General features: G+C 55.8%; 14 protein-coding genes and 1 tRNA gene. 9 read left to right on the top strand and 6 right to left on the bottom strand.

Annotation, left to right across the window (positions count from 1 at the left end):
* Positions 1-758 (top strand): tyrosine--tRNA ligase (gene tyrS / locus ACILQA_RS01030; RefSeq protein ID WP_395628011.1); only part of this gene is annotated, 758 nt, incomplete at its 5' end.
* Positions 759-856: 98 nt separating this feature from the next.
* Complete coding sequence (locus ACILQA_RS01025; protein WP_395628010.1) at positions 857-1,180, top strand: PilZ domain-containing protein; 324 nt, start codon at positions 857-859, stop codon at positions 1,178-1,180.
* Here the strand turns inward: ACILQA_RS01025 and recG are convergent.
* Positions 1,177-3,237 (bottom strand): ATP-dependent DNA helicase RecG, encoded by a 2,061-nt coding sequence (gene recG / locus ACILQA_RS01020; protein ID WP_395628009.1) that lies wholly within the window; start codon positions 3,235-3,237, stop codon positions 1,177-1,179. The genes ACILQA_RS01025 and recG overlap by 4 nt on opposite strands.
* Positions 3,238-3,297: 60 nt before the next feature.
* Between recG and ACILQA_RS01015 the strand changes: the two genes are divergently transcribed.
* From ACILQA_RS01015 to ACILQA_RS00990, 6 genes are all read left to right on the top strand, one after another.
* A complete protein-coding gene (locus ACILQA_RS01015; RefSeq protein ID WP_306062034.1) occupies positions 3,298-3,585 on the top strand; it encodes a succinate dehydrogenase assembly factor 2 in 288 nt (95 codons plus the stop codon).
* Positions 3,582-7,067 (top strand): transcription-repair coupling factor, encoded by a 3,486-nt coding sequence (gene mfd, locus ACILQA_RS01010; protein WP_395628008.1) that lies wholly within the window; start codon positions 3,582-3,584, stop codon positions 7,065-7,067. Before ACILQA_RS01015 ends, mfd begins: the two co-directional genes overlap by 4 nt.
* Before the next feature lie 77 nt (positions 7,068-7,144).
* Positions 7,145-8,131: a GTP 3',8-cyclase MoaA gene (moaA, locus tag ACILQA_RS01005; RefSeq protein WP_395628007.1), complete on the top strand. Its 987-nt coding sequence runs from the start codon at positions 7,145-7,147 to the stop codon at positions 8,129-8,131.
* Positions 8,128-8,904 (top strand): NAD kinase, encoded by a 777-nt coding sequence (locus ACILQA_RS01000; protein WP_395628006.1) that lies wholly within the window; start codon positions 8,128-8,130, stop codon positions 8,902-8,904. The genes moaA and ACILQA_RS01000 overlap by 4 nt, the downstream gene beginning before the upstream one ends.
* 74 nt (positions 8,905-8,978) lie before the next feature.
* A tRNA-Asn gene (locus ACILQA_RS00995) sits at positions 8,979-9,053 on the top strand.
* 137 nt (positions 9,054-9,190) lie between these two features.
* The gene (locus ACILQA_RS00990) at positions 9,191-10,330 is read left to right on the top strand and encodes a glutathione S-transferase family protein (RefSeq protein WP_395628005.1); all 1,140 of its coding nucleotides are present in this window, start codon (positions 9,191-9,193) and stop codon (positions 10,328-10,330) included.
* A gap of 72 nt (positions 10,331-10,402) precedes the next feature.
* Here the strand turns inward: ACILQA_RS00990 and ACILQA_RS00985 are convergent, their stop codons facing one another.
* From ACILQA_RS00985 to ACILQA_RS00970, 4 genes are all read right to left on the bottom strand, one after another.
* Positions 10,403-11,149: a sulfite exporter TauE/SafE family protein gene (locus ACILQA_RS00985; RefSeq protein WP_395628004.1), complete on the bottom strand. Its 747-nt coding sequence runs from the start codon at positions 11,147-11,149 to the stop codon at positions 10,403-10,405.
* 24 nt (positions 11,150-11,173) lie between these two features.
* Positions 11,174-13,903 (bottom strand): preprotein translocase subunit SecA, encoded by a 2,730-nt coding sequence (gene secA, locus ACILQA_RS00980; protein WP_395628003.1) that lies wholly within the window; start codon positions 13,901-13,903, stop codon positions 11,174-11,176.
* Positions 13,904-13,992: 89 nt separating this feature from the next.
* Positions 13,993-14,265: a hypothetical protein gene (locus ACILQA_RS00975; protein ID WP_395628002.1), complete on the bottom strand. Its 273-nt coding sequence runs from the start codon at positions 14,263-14,265 to the stop codon at positions 13,993-13,995.
* Positions 14,266-14,337: 72 nt separating this feature from the next.
* Positions 14,338-15,375, bottom strand: coding sequence for an energy transducer TonB (locus tag ACILQA_RS00970; RefSeq protein ID WP_395628001.1), 1,038 nt, complete (start codon positions 15,373-15,375; stop codon positions 14,338-14,340).
* A 48-nt stretch (positions 15,376-15,423) separates the two neighbouring features.
* Here ACILQA_RS00970 and argJ point away from each other — a divergent pair, with 48 nt between their 5' ends.
* Entirely contained in the window at positions 15,424-16,647 is a 1,224-nt protein-coding gene (argJ, locus tag ACILQA_RS00965) for a bifunctional glutamate N-acetyltransferase/amino-acid acetyltransferase ArgJ (protein WP_395628000.1), read from the top strand.
* On the opposite strand, the gene trxA is transcribed toward argJ, so the two are convergent.
* The gene (gene trxA / locus ACILQA_RS00960) at positions 16,644-16,964 is read right to left on the bottom strand and encodes a thioredoxin (protein ID WP_183940926.1); all 321 of its coding nucleotides are present in this window, start codon (positions 16,962-16,964) and stop codon (positions 16,644-16,646) included. The two genes, argJ and trxA, sit on opposite strands and share 4 nt — an antisense overlap.
* Positions 16,965-16,990: the final 26 nt, after the last annotated feature.

The following is a 16,990-nucleotide window of genomic DNA, read 5'->3' as shown; positions in this document are numbered from 1 at the left end:
ATTCGGTCAAGCTGCGGCTTGAGCGCGAACAGCCGATGACCTTCCTCGAATTCAACTATATGATCTTGCAAGGTTATGACTTCCGTCATCTCAGCAAGACAATGGGCGTCCGTTTGCAAATGGGCGGATCGGACCAATGGGGCAATATCATCAACGGCATGGAATTGGCGCGCCGGATGGATGGTGCAGAGGTGTTTGGCCTGACAACGCCGCTAATCACCAAAGCCGATGGATCGAAAATGGGCAAGTCCGTGTCTGGCGCGGTTTGGCTCAATCGCGAACAGCTGCCTGATTATGATTATTGGCAGTTCTGGCGCAATACGGACGACCGTGATGTCGGCAAGTTCCTGCGCCTTTTCACCGATTTGCCCCTCGACGAGATCGAACGTTTGGAATCACTTACGGGCTCCGAAATCAACATCGCCAAGATTGCACTCGCAAACGCGGCAACCGAATTGTGCCGTGGGGCCGAGGCATCTGCGCTCGCGGCTGAAACCGCACGTAAAACCTTTGAAGAAGGAACGTCCGGCGGGGATTTGCCGACGATTGACATAAGCACAGAGATTTCGGTGATTGACGCGTTGGTGGCGCTAAATTTTGTGGCTTCCAAAAAAGAAGCGCGCAGAATGATTCAAGGCGGCGGCGCGCGGGTTGCCGATGCGGCTGTAACTGACGAAAATGCGGTGATTTCAGCACAGGCTGAGCCTGTCAAAATTTCTGCTGGCAAGAAAAAGCACGGCCTCATTCGCTTCGGATAAGCGCGTCGGTAAAATTGTGAAGCGTGGCTTTACCAAATATTTGGAACTTGGTGGTACGGTTATTATCCAACATCAATTACCGCACAAGGCCACAAAATATGGCACAAGCAGTTCCGAACCCTGATCTGGATTTCCGCATCGCGGCCCGTCACCGCGCGAACCACACCGTCATAGCCGAGAGTAAATGGCGCGGCGACACGCAAATTCACATCATCAACGTCTCCGCGCATGGCTTCATGATTGACGATAACCCCGGCTTCGAGCGTGGAGAGCGCGTCGAACTTCGGTTGCCCATCATTGGCAGAATCGAGGCACTGGTTATCTGGACGTCTGACAACCGCGCCGGTTTTCAGTTTGAACGCGTGTTGCGTTTACCCCATTTTCTTGAGCTGCTTAAAATCATTTCGCCAAAGCTGCGCTAACCGCCGCGAAGCGTCGCCACACCGGCATCTCGTTCAAACAAATACAACGCCACACGGGCAGCCTGCCCCCGCGGACCATCAAGCCCGCCATCGCGTTCCAACAAAAGCCGTGCATCATCAGCGGCAACGCCGATAAGTTCGCGTACCTGCTCCGGCGTCGCAACGCGAAATGGGCTGTCGCCAGACTGACGCGTTCCCAGCAATTCGCCGGCGCCGCGCAGCTTGAGATCCTCCTCGGCGATCCGAAAGCCGTCATTTGTTTCGCGCATAAGCGCAAGACGCGCGCGCGCCGTCTCACCAATTTGCGTCGTGCGCACCAGAACACAGACCGATTTCTCTGACCCGCGACCGACGCGCCCGCGCAGCTGATGCAATTGCGCAAGGCCAAAGCGATCCGCGGCCTCGATAACCATCAGGCTGGCATTGGGCACATCAACGCCAACTTCTATGACGGTCGTCGCCACCAGCAGCCGTGTCTCGCCCGCAACGAAACGCTCCATAACTGCGTCTTTTTCCGCACCGCGCATACGCCCGTGCACCAACGCAACCTGTGGTCCAAAGCGTAAGCGGAGCATTTCTGCGCGCTGTTCGGCGGCGGCAAGGTCGCTCTTGTCGCTTTCTTCGACCAACGGACACACCCAAAATGCCTGTTTCCCTGCCGCGAGATGGCGCGCAACGCCGTCAATCAATTCAGCAAGCCTGTCCTGCGACATGACGCGTGTTTCAACAGGCGTACGACCGGGCGGAAGTTCATCAAGGATCGAGCTGTCCATTTCACCATAGGCCGCAAGCGCGAGGCTGCGCGGGATAGGCGTTGCCGTCATGACCAGTAGATGCGGAACACCCCTGCCCTTGCGCGACAGCATAAGCCGCTGGGAAACGCCGAAACGATGCTGCTCATCGATAACCGCCACGGCGAGCGATTTATAGGTCACGGCCTCTTGGAAAATCGCATGGGTACCGACGAGGATGTGGATCGAACCGTCAGCCAGCCCCATCAACGTTGCCTCGCGCAGGCTGCCCTTTTCGCGGCCCGTTAGAATTGCAATATTCACGGGCATCCCCGCCAACAGCTTTTGAAGGCCGGCATAATGCTGGCGCGCCAGAATTTCGGTTGGCGCCAACATCGCCGCCTGCATCCCCGACTCCACCGCGCGCAGCAATGCCATGAGCGCAACCATCGTCTTACCCGCGCCGACATCACCTTGCAGCAACCGCAACATCGGCCGTGATTGCGCCAAGTCGCCCTCAATTTCGGCAATGGCGCGCTGCTGCGCACCCGTGAGCGCAAATGGCAGCTTTAACAGTGAGATTAACGAGCCATCACCCGCTACTGGCACAGCCGTACGTTTGTCCATCGCCGCGCGGATAAGCCGCATGGCGAGCTGATTGCTAAACAGTTCATCATAGGCCAGCCTGTCACGCACCGACTGGTCGTCCCTGCGATGCACAGTTTCCATGGCAGCCGCCCAGCTGGGCCAGTTCCGGCCAGCGACCAGAGTTGGCTCAATCCATTCAGGCAGATCGGGCACATCCTGCAATGCGGCCCCCGCAAGTTGCCCCATGCGTTTGTTCGTCAGTCCATCCGATAGCGGGTAAATCGGCTCGGCAAGGCCAGGTGACGTATCGCTGTCGACGGGAACGACGTGATCGGGGTGCACCATTTGCAATTCGTCGCCATAGCGTTCGAGCTTGCCCGAAATGATGCGTTTCTCACCAACGGGCAGTTGCTTGCGCGCCCAACCACCATTTCGGCCGAAAAAAGTGAGCGTCAGATAGTTTCCGGCGACATCCGCAACGAATATCCGCAACGGTGCGCGCGCGTTGTTGCTGTTGCGGTGGTCCATGACTGTAACGGTGACAATGATGTTGCTGCCGACATCGGAAACATCCAGCACGGAAACCGCCTTGCGATAGGTCCAGTTGGCCGGAAAATGATACAACACGTCCTTCACCCGCTCGAGCCCAAGGCGCTCAAGAGGCTTTGCCAGACCGGGTCCAACGCCCTTCATGGCGCGAACTTCTGCAAATAACGGATTGAGTATATCGGGACGCATGACTAGGGCCGCTTATAACCCGCAAATCATTTCACGCCACCAGCATAAAGGATGCGTTACATGGACGCTGACCCATATCGTCGCAAATTGCATTATCGTGCACATCACCGCGGCACGCGCGAAGCGGACGCCATGGTCGGCGGCTTTTTCGACCAATGCTCCGCCAACTGGGGCGAAGTCGAATATGAATGGTTCGAACGTTTGATTGATGAGGAAGATGTCGACATCATGGCGTGGGCACTCGGCACTGCGCCGCCCGATCCTGCATTTGCAGGGCCATTGATGGATCAACTGATGCAGCTGAATTTCATCACGCTGCCTGAAGGGCTTAGCACCCAAAACCCATGATTGATTTGCAGCGGATCACAACCAGTCGCAACGCGCTGACGCTCGCGTCGGTGCCGCAGGGTTTTGCGCCGCTTCTGCTTGCTGACCTTACACGCGCGGCCAAAGCACGCACGCTGTACATAGCGCCTGATGAGGCCGCGATGCGCGCAATTGCCGACGCTGTGCCGTTTTTTGCGCCTGAACTTGAAATATTGATTCTGCCGGGATGGGATTGCCTGCCCTATGATCGCGCATCGCCCTCGGTTGCGGTCACGTCGCAGCGCATGTCGACATTGCAGGCGCTTCAGCAGCCTGCAAAAAAGAAGCAGCTGGTGGTCACCACCATCGGTGCAGTCATCCAAAAATATGTTACACCCTTCCGCATTCGCCAGACGGGTGAACGCTTGGCCGCTGGCCGGGAAATCAGCCGCGAACGGCTTGCGTCATTGCTGCAGTCAAACGGCTATTTCCGCGTAGACACCGTAGCTGACGCAGGCGAATTCGCGATCCGCGGGAGCATTGTCGACCTGTTTCCCGCCGGAAGCGAAGTCGGCCTTCGCCTCGATTTCTTCGGCGACGAAATCGAAAGCATCCGCCGTTTCAATCCGTCGGATCAGCGCAGCATCGACCAGGTCGAACATTTCGATATTTTGCCCGCGGTTGAAGCCCTTATGGACGAAGACGCGATTAAGCGTTTCCGTGTTGGCTATCGCGAACGCTTTGGCGTGACCGCAACGGGCGACCCGCTCTATCAAGCTGTTTCGGAAGGCCGCAGGCTATCGGGCATGGACCATTGGTTGCCATTGTTCGAAGAGCGCATGGCAACGATCTTTGACCATGTCGGGGCCGAAGCGCTTGTCATTCGCGACAGCGGCGCCATTGCAGCGGGCCAGTCACGACTGGACTCCATCACCGACTATCACGAAAACCGCGTGAAGGCGCAGGCCGCAGAACCCGGCAGCTATCGCCCCTTGCCGCCCGAGATGCTATATTTAAGTGGGGGCGAACTCGACCAGCTTTTCGACGACAATGCCGCACACCTGATTACACCGTTCGCGCAGCCCGACTCCGCCAGTGTCATTGATTTTGGCATCGCCGCAGCGCGCGATTTCGCGCCGGAGCGCACGCAGAAAGCCAATGTCTACGAAGCCGTTGCCGCGCATCTGAAATCGCTGCACAGCAAAAAGACCAAAACCATCATCGCAAGCTATTCCATTGGCGCACGCGAGCGATTGAAGGGTTTGCTGGCCGATCATGGCGCGCCGTCCATCGCCGATGCGGACGGTTGGCAGCAGGCATTGGGCGTGGCCGCAGGGCAGACGGCGATGGTTGTTTTGCCATTGGACCATGGCTTTTCCACGCCGGACATAGCCGTCTTAAGCGAACAGGACATGCTGGGCGACCGGCTCGTGCGCAGACAAAAGCGCCGTAAATCCGCCGATGCCTTCATGGCCGAACTTGCCGCGCTGACCCCGGGCGATCTGGTGGTGCATCAGGACCATGGTATTGGCCGATATGAGGGCCTGATTTCGATACCCGTGGGCAACAGTCCGCATGATTGCGTTGCGCTGACTTATTCCGGCGGAGACAAGCTGTATGTCCCCGTTGAGAATATCGACGTTCTGTCACGTTATGGGTCCGACAGCGAGCATGTATCACTCGACAAGCTGGGTGGTGAGGCATGGCAGCGGCGCAAGTCGAAGCTGAAAGAACGCATCCGCGCAATCGCGGGCGAATTGCTTAAAACCGCTGCCGAACGCGCGCTTCGTCCGGGTTCCATCATTGAAGTCGATGGTCCTGCTTATGCCGGCTTTGTCGACCGTTTCCCTTATGAGGAAACCGAAGATCAGCTGCGCGTGATTGAAGAGGTCCTTCAGGATTTGTCCGCAGGCAAACCCATGGACCGGCTCGTATGCGGAGATGTCGGGTTTGGAAAAACCGAAGTCGCGATGCGCGCCGCTTTTGCAGCGGCGATGGCAGGCCTTCAGGTCGCGGTGATTGCGCCGACGACATTGCTGGCGCGGCAGCATTATTCGAACTTTGCCGAACGTTTCCGCGGCCTGCCGTTAAAGCTCGGCCGGCTTTCACGGCTGGTTCCAACCGCCGAAGCCACACAAACGCGTGAAGCCTTGGCAGATGGCACTTTGGACATAGTGGTGGGGACGCATGCCGTTCTGGCAAAATCGCTCGCGTTCAAACGGCTTGGCCTCGTCATTGTTGACGAAGAACAACGGTTCGGCGTCAATCACAAGGAGCAATTGAAAGCGCTGAAGACCGACGTGCATATGCTGACGCTGACGGCCACTCCGATCCCGCGCACGCTGCAAATGGCGATGTCTGGCCTGCGCGAGCTGTCGGTCATCCAGACACCCCCTGTGGACCGTCTGGCGGTGCGTACCTATGTTATGCCATGGGACCCCGTGGTGCTGCGGGAAGCATTGCTGCGTGAACATTATCGCGGGGGGCAAAGCTTTTTTGTCGTGCCGCGCATAACCGATCTTACCGAGATTGAGGAATATCTGCGGACTGAAGTACCTGAAGTGAAATATGTCACCGCGCACGGGCAAATGTCGCCGACGCAGGTCGAAGAGCGCATGAGCGCATTCTATGAAAAGCGCTACGACGTCCTTCTATCGACCACGATTGTCGAAAGCGGGCTGGACATACCGAGCGCGAATACGTTGATCATCCACCGCGCCGACCGCTTTGGCCTTGCCCAATTATATCAGCTGCGCGGTCGCGTCGGGCGTTCGAAAACCCGCGCTTATGCGTATCTGACGCATGAACCGAATCGCGTACTGACCGAAACGGCGGAAAAGCGTCTGAAGGTGCTTGGTGATCTCGATAGCCTTGGTGCCGGGTTCCAGCTTGCGAGCCACGATCTCGACATTCGCGGTGCGGGCAACTTGGTGGGCGATGAACAGTCCGGCCATATCAAAGAGGTCGGCTTTGAATTATACCAATCGATGCTCGAAGAGGCGATCTTGGAAGCGCGTGCGGGCGCGCATGGCCTCGCAAAGCCGCGCGGCAGCTTCTCGCCGCAAATCACCATCGATGCGCCAATCCTCATTCCCGAAGATTATGTCCCCGATCTGTCGGTCCGCATGGCGCTCTATCGCCGTTTGAACGATCTCGAAGAAGGTCAGGATATCGAAGGATTCGCCGCCGAAATGACCGATCGCTTTGGCCCAATACCGGAGCCAACGCAGAACTTGCTCAAGCTGATCCAGATCAAGCAAAATGCGCTCGTTGCGCAGGTCGCAAAAATTGAGGTTGGCGCGCGTGGTACGTTGGTCAGTTTCCATCAGGACACACCACCCAATGTCTCAGGGTTGTTGGCCTATGTCGACAAATTGGGCGAGACAGCAAAGCTGCGTCCGGACAGCAAGTTGGTGATCAACCGCATATGGGGCGACCCCGCAGCGCGGCTCAACGGCTGTTTGCAGCTGTCGCGCGGCCTTGCAAATCTTGCCCGCCGGCATGGTTCCCCTTCACGACCCTAGCAGCGAAAAACTTTCCGAACCCTTTCGGCAAATTAATTCAGCTTGGTAGCGCAAGCTTTTCCGCTTACATCGCAAAAATGATCGACGGATTTGGACGCAGTATCGACTATTTACGGATATCGGTGACCGACCGTTGCAATTTCCGTTGCACATATTGCATGCCCGAAATGCAGAGCTTTTTGCCGCATCCCGAGTTGCTCAGTTATGACGAAATCACGACGCTGGTCGCGCGGTTTATAGACCATGGCATTCGCAAAATTCGCCTAACGGGTGGCGAGCCGCTGGTTCGCCGTGACATTGCCGTTCTGATCAACGCCCTTGGGCAGCATGTGAAAAGCGGTGCGCTTGAAGAGTTGACGATGACGACCAACGGCAGCCGGTTGGAACAATTCGCGCCCATTCTTGCCGGCGCTGGCATGGAGCGTATCAATGTAAGCTTGGATACGCTCGATCCGGACCAGTTCAAGACGATCAGCCGCGGGGGAGACCTCGAAACGGTATTGAAGGGCATTCACGCTGCCAAAGCCCATAGCCTCGCCATCAAAATCAACATGGTTGCCTTGAAAGGCGAAAATGAAGACGCGCTGATGCCCATGGTGGCGTTTTGCGCGGAGCATGGATTTGATCTCACCCTTATTGAGACCATGCCGCTGGGAACGGGCGTATCGGAACGCGAGGCGCAATATATCTCGCTCGACGCATTCACCGCGCCCATCCGCCAACAATATGACCTGCATCCGCTGGTGCATAAAAGCGCCGGCCCTGCCCGTTATTGGCGCGTCGATCCATTGGGTCTGCGCCTGGGCCTTATCACGCCAATGAGTCAGAATTTCTGCGACCATTGCAATCGCATCCGCCTTACCACCGATGGCAAAATCTATATGTGCCTTGGGTCAGAACTGCACGTCGATTTGCGCAAAGCATTGCGCGAAGGCGTGCCGTCCGACGTCGACCATTTGCTTCAGACGGCTTTGCGGCTTAAACCCCAACGCCATGAATTCGAAAACCAATTCGCGCAGCCTGACTTGAGGTTAAAGCGACATATGAATGCAACAGGTGGATGACCAAATATACGCAACTTGCGATAATATCGTCAGCAACGCCGCAGGCGCGCGAGGCCGAAGCACAGCTTCGCGAAGTCCATGACTTTGTGTCACTGGATAACGCCGACGCCGTAATCGTCCTTGGCGGCGATGGCCACATGCTGCAGGTTTTGCATCAATTGTTGGAAAGCCGCCGTGACATTCCTGCTTACGGCATGAACTTGGGCACAATCGGCTTCCTAATGAACAGTTGGGATCTGCATGACCTGCACGCGCGGCTGCAGCGTGCAAAGTCTTTCTCCGTTCGTCCGCTGACAGCAAATATCACAACAATCAGTGGTCAGAAGTTTACATTGCCCGCGATCAACGAAGTGTCGTTGCTGCGTGAAACCCGGCAAGCGGCCAAGCTGGAGATTTCTGTGAATGGCCGGGCCGTTATCCCGGAACTTATCAGTGACGGAATTTTGGTATCCACGCCCGCTGGTTCGACAGCCTATAACCTGTCCGCAAACGGCCCCATATTGCCGCTCGATTCGTCTTTGCTGGCGCTGACGCCCATCAGCCCCTTTCGGCCCCGCCGTTGGAAGGGCGCCATTCTTCCGGACCGCTATGTCATCAAAATAAACATATTGGAGGCAAGCAAACGCCCCGTCAGCGCGGTTGCCGACCAGCGCGAGATCCGTGATATTGCGCAAGTAGAAGTGGCGTTAGACCGCAATAGATCACTCACGCTTTTGTTCGATCCCGAACATGCACTGGATGATCGCATTGCAATGGAACAATTTATTGTCTGAACTGGCAATGGGCGCTTGCCAAATGCAAAAAAGCGCTGCTATAGGCGCGCCTCTGCCCGAGCATATCGGGCTGTTCCCTGGTAGCTCAGTGGTAGAGCAGTTGACTGTTAATCAATTGGTCGGGGGTTCGAATCCCTCCCGGGGAGCCATTTTTGCCTGTTACGGCAATGAATAATATATATGTTATTCAGTATCCGTTGGCGCGCACCCATTTTCGATACACTTTAGGCCAAGCCTTTTAATCTGGCGTGTTGAACGCTGCATTTTCATCGGTTAGGGTTTGCGCATGACGTACACATTATGGGGCTCAGCCCATTCTCTCTATACCGGCAAGGCGCGATCCTATCTCATCAAGAAGGGCCTGCCTTTTCGCGAGCGGTATCCGTCCGATCCCGAGTTTGCCAGCAGGATACTGCCTGCGGTCGGTCATTTTGTTGTACCCGTGCTCGAAACGGACAATGGCGAGATTATCCAGGACAGTGGCGATATCATAGACTTTCTGGAGCAGCGCCATGCTGAACCACTGCTCGAGCCCCAATCGCCCGTGCAACAGTGGGTGTCGTTGATTTTTGATGCCTTTGGTTCAGAATATCTGCTGCCGCTGGCGATGCACTACCGCTGGTCCTACCGCGATGAGCAGGAGACATTCTTGCGTGCAGAATTCGGGCGCGCAATGGTCGCGGGAACTAATCGCTCCGCACGGCGCGAATCTGCAGCACGGACGATGGAATTTTTTGCCGGCTTCCTACCCAATCTTGGTGTCTTTCCAGAGGTCATCGCTGCGATGGAAGATTCCTATCTGGCGCTAATCGATGCGCTGGATAACCATTTTCAGCATCATCCCTATTTACTGGGTGGCAGGCCGTGCCGCGGGGACTTTGGCATGATGGCGCCCTTGTTCGCGCATCTCGGCCGCGATCCTGTTCCAGCCATGCTGATGAAGACAAAGGCACCCAACCTGTTCCGTTGGACGGAACGGATGAACTCTGTGCCAATCAGCGACGGCGAATATCCGGGCTATGGTGAGGACTATTGCGGCCAGGATACGGTTCCCGAAACGCTCATCGCTGTGCTCAAAATTGTCTTTGCCGACTGGACGCCCGGATTGAAAGCCGATGCCGACTGCTTCAATGCATGGGCGGCGCACAAGAACGCTGGCGATGTGGTCTCGAAATCGGGAGAGCCGCAAATTCATCCAAATGTCGGGAAAGTGGAATATCCTTGGCGCGGCGTGACGATGAAGCGGGGCAGCGCGCCGCATATGCTATGGATGTTCGCCAGAGCACAAGACCTGGCGGCGAACAGCGCAGGTGAAGCAGGCGAACGACTGAATGCGCTAATTGAACATGTCGGTAGCCAGGAAGCGATGGAACTCAGTCTTGCGAAGCGGATCATGCGCGATAAAAATATGCTGGTTCTTGCCTGACGCCATTCACTGTTCAAGGCGGGGTGTACCAAGGCGACCGACATTGTTCGTTAGGTCCGCCTGCTCATTACATTACGAAAGCCCGTGCGCCTGCCAAAGCAGCCGCAGCGCGGCGTAGCCGACCAGTATCGCGGTAAAAGTGCGCAGAAGCCGCGGCGACAAATAGCGCATTCCGAATATGCTTCCGATCTGCCCACCGACCAACACGGCAGCGAGTAACAGGCCATATTCCATCGCGGGCGCCACAAGCGACTGTGCCCCAGCCTTTATGACCTGCCCAGCCAAACCGGCGGCCGAATTAATCAAGATATAGAGCGAAGCAAAGGCGGCGATGCGCCGCGCCTCCGCCCAGCGGATAAGGTGCAATATCGGCGCCATGAATATGCCGCCGCCAATCCCGGATAGACCAGCCAGCAAGCCAACGCCGCCGGAAATCGCCAGCAACAATGGCTTGGGCAACGTACGCGCCGACAGCTTTTCAGGCTGAAGCAGCAGGGCAATAGCAGACGCAAGTAATGCCCCGCCCAATATCGTGAGGAAAATCCATTGCTTTAGAGGCACAAGCCCGCCCAAGAACGCGAGAGGCGCGGATACCAGTAACAATGGCATGACTTGCGGCCAAGACACCAGCCCGGCGCGTATGAAGCGCATGCTGCCGCCCGTCACCACAATGATATTGCATAACAAGGCGATGACCGGGATTAGCCGATAATCAACGCCCCAAAGCGCCAGCAGCGCCGTATAGGTCGAACCCCCGCCAAAGCCGACCGAGGCGTACACAAAAGCGACGAGAGCGAAGAGTCCAGCCAACCAGATCATCCCCGCCCTCCCCGTTCAATGCCTTTAATACGCGCCGTGACAGTGTTTATATTTTTGCCCGGAACCGCAAGGGCATGGGTCGTTGCGGCGCAAATCAGGGTTGCCCGCAAACGGGTCGTTTGAACCCGACGCGATCGCTGGGCGTGGAATCGTCGTCGTGACAAACCCAAGTGAACCAGCGTCGATGTCATTGCTGTCATCTTCACCGGTGAACGGATCGATATGTGTCGTCAGGAAATCCGGCAATTCAGGCAGTTGAGGCGGAACAAGTTCTTCCTCTGCGCGGAAGTCGTTGGTGGCGATTGTCTTGGTTACGCCTTCACGAATGGCACCCAGCATGCGTTCAAACAGGCCAAATGCTTCCTGCTTATATTCGTTGACCGGATTCTTCTGCGCATAAGCGCGCAAGTAAATAACCTGACGCAGGGCATCCAAAGTCGACAAATGCTCTTTCCAATGATGGTCGAGCGTTTGCAGCAAAATGCTCTTTTCCACCTGACGCCATAAAGTTTGGTCAAGATCAGCGCCCTTTGCCTTAAACCGGGCGGTCGCCAGGTCGGCAATTCGGGTTTCAATGATCTCGGGCTCAAGGCCGTCTTCTTGCAACCAGCTATCGATGTCCGGAGCAAGGCCCAGAACTTCCGCACATTTCTGTTTCAGCCCATCAACATCCCATTGCTCGGGATAGGTACCTTCTGGGCAGTGATCGCCAACCAGATTGTTGACCGTGTCGTTGAGCATATCGTCTACAATATCGTCGACGGAATCTGCATCCATAATTTCGCTGCGCTGGTCGTAAATAACCTTGCGCTGGTCGTTCATGACATCGTCATATTCCACCAACTGCTTGCGGATATCGTAGTTCCGCGCTTCAACCTTGCGCTGTGCGGTTTCGATGGCTTTTGAAAGCCACTTGCCGCCGATGGCCTCGCCATCTTCAAGGCTGGAATTCATCATGCGCGAGAACAATGTTTCCGAACCGAATATGCGCAGAAGATCATCGTCGAGCGAGAGATAGAAGCGCGACAGACCGGGGTCACCCTGACGGCCTGAACGGCCACGCAGCTGGTTATCGATACGGCGGCTTTCATGCCGCTCTGTCGCGAGAACAAACAGGCCGCCCGCTTCGACAACCTTGGCTTTTTCCGCAGCGATTTCGGCTTTCAATGCTTCAATTGCGACATCGCGCTCCGGGCCCTCTGGCACATCACGCAATTCATCTTCCAAACGGAATTCAAAGTTACCGCCCAGCTGAATGTCCGTGCCGCGTCCAGCCATGTTGGTGGCAATGGTTACGCTGCCGAAACGACCGGCTTGCGCCACAATACGCGCTTCGCTTTCGTGGAAACGCGCATTCAGAACGCTGTGCTTCACATTCTCCTTTTCCAGGAACTCGGAAAGCAATTCGGACTTCTCAATGGAAACAGTACCAACCAAAACGGGCTGGCCCCGCTCATTTGCTTCGCGAATGGTCTTGGCGATGGCCCCAAATTTGTCCTGCGTATTTTTGTAGAACTGGTCGTCTTCATCAATACGCTGCACGGGCAAATTGGTGGGAATTTCCACAACGTTAAGCTTGTAAATTTCGTGGAATTCACCCGCTTCGGTAGCCGCGGTTCCGGTCATGCCCGACAATTTGGGATACATGCGGAAATAATTCTGGAAGGTGATTGTTGCGAGCGTCTGGTTCTCTGGCTCAATGTCGACGCCTTCTTTGGCTTCGACGGCCTGATGCAGGCCGTTTGACCAGCGACGTCCGTCCATCATGCGACCTGTGAATTCGTCGATGATGATGACCTTGCCTTCTTTGACGATGTAATCAATGTCGCGCTTGAACATCACATTGGCTTTGAGCGCCTGATCCAGATGGTGCACAACCAAGGTGTTTTCATAATCATACAGGTTAGTGCCAGTCAGCAAACCTGCGCCCTCAAGCAAACGCTCGGCCTTTTCCGTGCCATCCTCGGTCAACGTGACGTTGCGGCTCTTTTCGTCTTTTTCATAATCGCCGTCGTCGAGTTGAAGGACAACCGCATGCACCTGCATATATAGTTCTGATTTATCATCGGTTGGGCCCGAGATAATCAGCGGTGTCCGCGCTTCATCGACAAGGATCGAGTCAACTTCGTCGACAATCGCAAAGTTAAATGGACGCTGCACCATTTGTGCGCGTTCATATTTCATATTGTCGCGCAGATAGTCGAAACCAAGTTCATTGTTGGTCGCGTAGGTGATGTCGCAGTCATAAGCGGCACGGCGTTCATGCTCGGGAATGTTCGGAACAACAACACCCGTGGTCAGTCCAAGAAAGCCGTAAATCTTGCTCATCCATTCGGCGTCACGGCGCGCAAGATAGTCGTTCACGGTTACAACATGCACACCCTTGCCTTCGATCGCGTTCAGATAGCACGCCAAAGTCTCGGTCAGTGTCTTGCCTTCACCGGTGCGCATTTCGGCAATTTCGCCGCGATGGAGCACCATGCCACCGACCATCTGCACATCGAAATGGCGCATGCCCATGACACGCTTGGACGCCTCGCGCACCGTCGCAAATGCCTCAGGCAAAATATCGTCCAGCGTTTCACCGGCGGTCAAGCGATCACGGAAAATCTGGGTCTGACCCTTCAACCGCTCGTCATCCATGACCGAAATTTGGTCTTCGAGCGCGTTTATCTTGTCGACGATCTTCATGATCGATTTGACGTAACGGTCGTTGGACGAACCGAAAATGGCTTTGGCAATTCCGCCGAGCATAACTAATTCCTTTAAAATCATGTGGGAGACGCGCGCAAGTTGGCGCGAAATAGGGTATTAAAAGGTGCACCGCAGCGGGTGCAGATGCCCTACCCTAAAATAATATCGTGCCGGTAAACGGGCGTATCAGGTGCCAATGCAACGAACGCGATGCTGCCTTCAACTGGCATAAGATGCACGCGCGCAGTTGGCGTCACATGCGCCGGCTGCTCAAACACTTTTTCGGCTTCCTGAGCAGAAGCGTCGACATAAGCCTGAACTGCAGCCGAATCCACTGACATAGACGATGAAGAAACGGGGCGCGCAGCCTCCGCAGCGGAAAATCCGCTCAACATCGCCAGTAAGTAAATCAATATGCGCATATATGGCCCTGTTACGTGCTTTTGGGGATATAGTTAGCCGCAGCGGCAAAGTCCACACCCAAGGCGCGCAGCCTACTTACTGGCTGCGCCTGTCTTCAGGTCTTCATGTTCCACCGATATGCGGAACTTGATGCGTTTGGCCTGTGGTTTGCCTTCACTATCCAGAAACGGAGCGACATCAAGGTTTCCGCTTCCGGGGCAGGCCGCGATTTGGCCGAAGAGAGCCCCCTCATCTTCTGCTTTACAAGACGTAAGCTTGCCTGACGCATCGAACTCCAAGGTCACGCTGGCGGAGCCTGGCGTTGCAAAGGGATTCGGGCGGGGACGCTCAGGTTTGAACGAGACACGCGGCGCGCCCCTAGGCAGCCGCCAATGAAGAATATGAACGCTTTTCCCTGCAGAGGGCTTACCATTAACGTCCAAAGCTGGCTCAAGTTTCCATTCGCGAGCAATGGCACACGCTTGTTCGTCAAGTTCAGAAAACTTGCTGCTATCCGTGATTGCGCATCGAATTACTTTTCCAGTTTCATCCACATCAAGCATGAAAGTTGTCCGGCCCTGCTGCCCTGCAGCAAGTGCAGCTGCCGGATATTTTTCTTTAGCAATGGTCACTTGGGATCGATCCAAGGGCATCGGTGCGCGCGGCAAGCTGTCGCTCGCCATCGGCAAGGCCATGGTCATAACTTCCGGTATTTGCCAGCGAACACGGTTCGAATAGCTGCCGGTGGTCGCAACACCCTTTTTATCCTGCGCCGGATAAAATTGCGCGCGTGCCATAACATTGTCGCAGGTTACCTTATCGAGGTCAGCATGTCCGCTACTGGTGGTGATCGCACATTTGGTTACACGCCCATCTACGGACACATCTGCCTTAAATGCAGTTATCCCTTCACGGAATTCGCGCAGCGCGAGGGCCGGATAATCACCCGTGTTTGCCCAAGTGCCGGGATTGTTTTTGGGTACCGGCGATCTTTCGTGTCCTTTTTCGGGTGCGGGCGTGGAAACAGAGCGGACCGTGGGGACCATGATAACCGGCGGAGGCGGCGCAGGTTTTTCGGCGTTTGTTTCGGCCACAATTGATGCTAGCGCCATCACCGAATAAAAAAGCATGTCTTTGTTCTCCCTGATCTGTCGGGGGTTTAGCAAAAGGTTTCTTAAGTGTTAGTAAAATCACCGCTCGCAAAACCATTTCCCATCATGCCCGAAATCGCGGGTGCAACGCCCCGTGTGGCGCGTGCTGGGTATAAGGATTGGGGCCGCTGCGATTTAAGCTATATCGCACTGGACGAAGGCACAACGGTCGCTGGCGTCACCACACAAAATATATGCTGCTCTGCCGAGGTTGACCTTTGCCGCGCGAATTTGGCGCATGGCCGCGCGCGCGCTTTGGTGGTGAATGCCGGGAACAGCAACGCCTTTACCGGACAGCGCGGCAAGGATGCAGTGGATGCAATTACCGCGCAAGTTGCAGGTCATCTGAACTGCGATTCTTCGGAAGTTTTCGTTTCATCCACGGGTGTTATCGGCGTTCCGCTACCCATCGACAAAGCGCAGTCTGGATTGCGCGCAGTTTTTGATGCCGCACCCTGCAGTTGGGAAGACGTAACGCACACGATTGGCACCACCGACACCTTCGCAAAAGGCGCGACCGCGAGCGCGGTGGTCGATGGCCGCAAAGTGCAGCTCGTGGGCATCATCAAGGGTTCAGGCATGATTGCGCCTGATATGGCCACTATGCTTGGCTATATTTTCACCGACGCCGCCGTGGACGCCGCTTTTCTGCAGCAGATGTTATCGGCTTCCAACAAAACCAGTTTCAGCTGTATCACCGTCGATAGCGACACATCGACCAGCGATACCGTGTTGGCATTTGCAACGGGCAAAGCAGGCAATGCGCCGCTTACGTCTTATGACGATGCTGGCGCGGACGCGTTTGCTGCGGCGCTAAATGACATCTGCCGTCAGCTGGCGCATCTGGTTGTCCGCGATGGCGAAGGCGCGCAGAAGTTTATCGAAATAAATGTGTCTGGCGCTGCGAACGATGACAGCGCGCGGCGGATCGGCTTGTCGATTGCCAACTCGCCCTTGGTGAAAACCGCGATTGCGGGTGAAGATGCCAATTGGGGCCGCGTCGTTATGGCCGTTGGCAAAGCGGGAGAGCCTGCCAACCGCGACAGCCTGTCCATCAGTTTTGGGGCAACGCAAGTTGCGCGTAATGGCCTTGCGGTCGCCGGATATGATGAAGCGCCGGTGGCGCAACATCTTAAGCAAAATGAAATTCAAATCGGCGTTGATCTTGGTATCGGGGCCGGGCGTGCAACGGTCTGGACCTGCGACCTCACCCACGACTACATCAGCATCAACGCCGATTATCGCAGTTAAAGCGCGGCTTCCAACCAGCTTTTCAGCTGAGCCTTTGGCGCAGCGCCGACTTTCGTGTCCGCAATTTCGCCGCCTTTGAACAGGATCATCGTCGGGATGCCGCGCACGCCATATTTTGCTGGCGTATCGGGATGATCGTCGATGTTCAGCTTCACGATCTCGACCTGACCAGCCAGTTCTTCGCTGATTTCTTCAAGGCTTGGACCAATCATTTTACATGGACCACACCATTCGGCCCAAAAATCGACCAATACGGGTTTGCCCGATGCCAGTACTTCTGATGCAAAATCATTATCGCCTACGGATTTGGTAGCCATGTTTATCTCCTTTGTTGCCCCCCATG

The organism is Sphingorhabdus sp. (assembly GCF_044239005.1).
Classification (GTDB): domain Bacteria; phylum Pseudomonadota; class Alphaproteobacteria; order Sphingomonadales; family Sphingomonadaceae; genus Sphingorhabdus_B.
The sequence above is the reverse complement of the archived record's forward strand: the minus strand, read 5'-3'. Positions and strand labels throughout refer to the sequence as shown.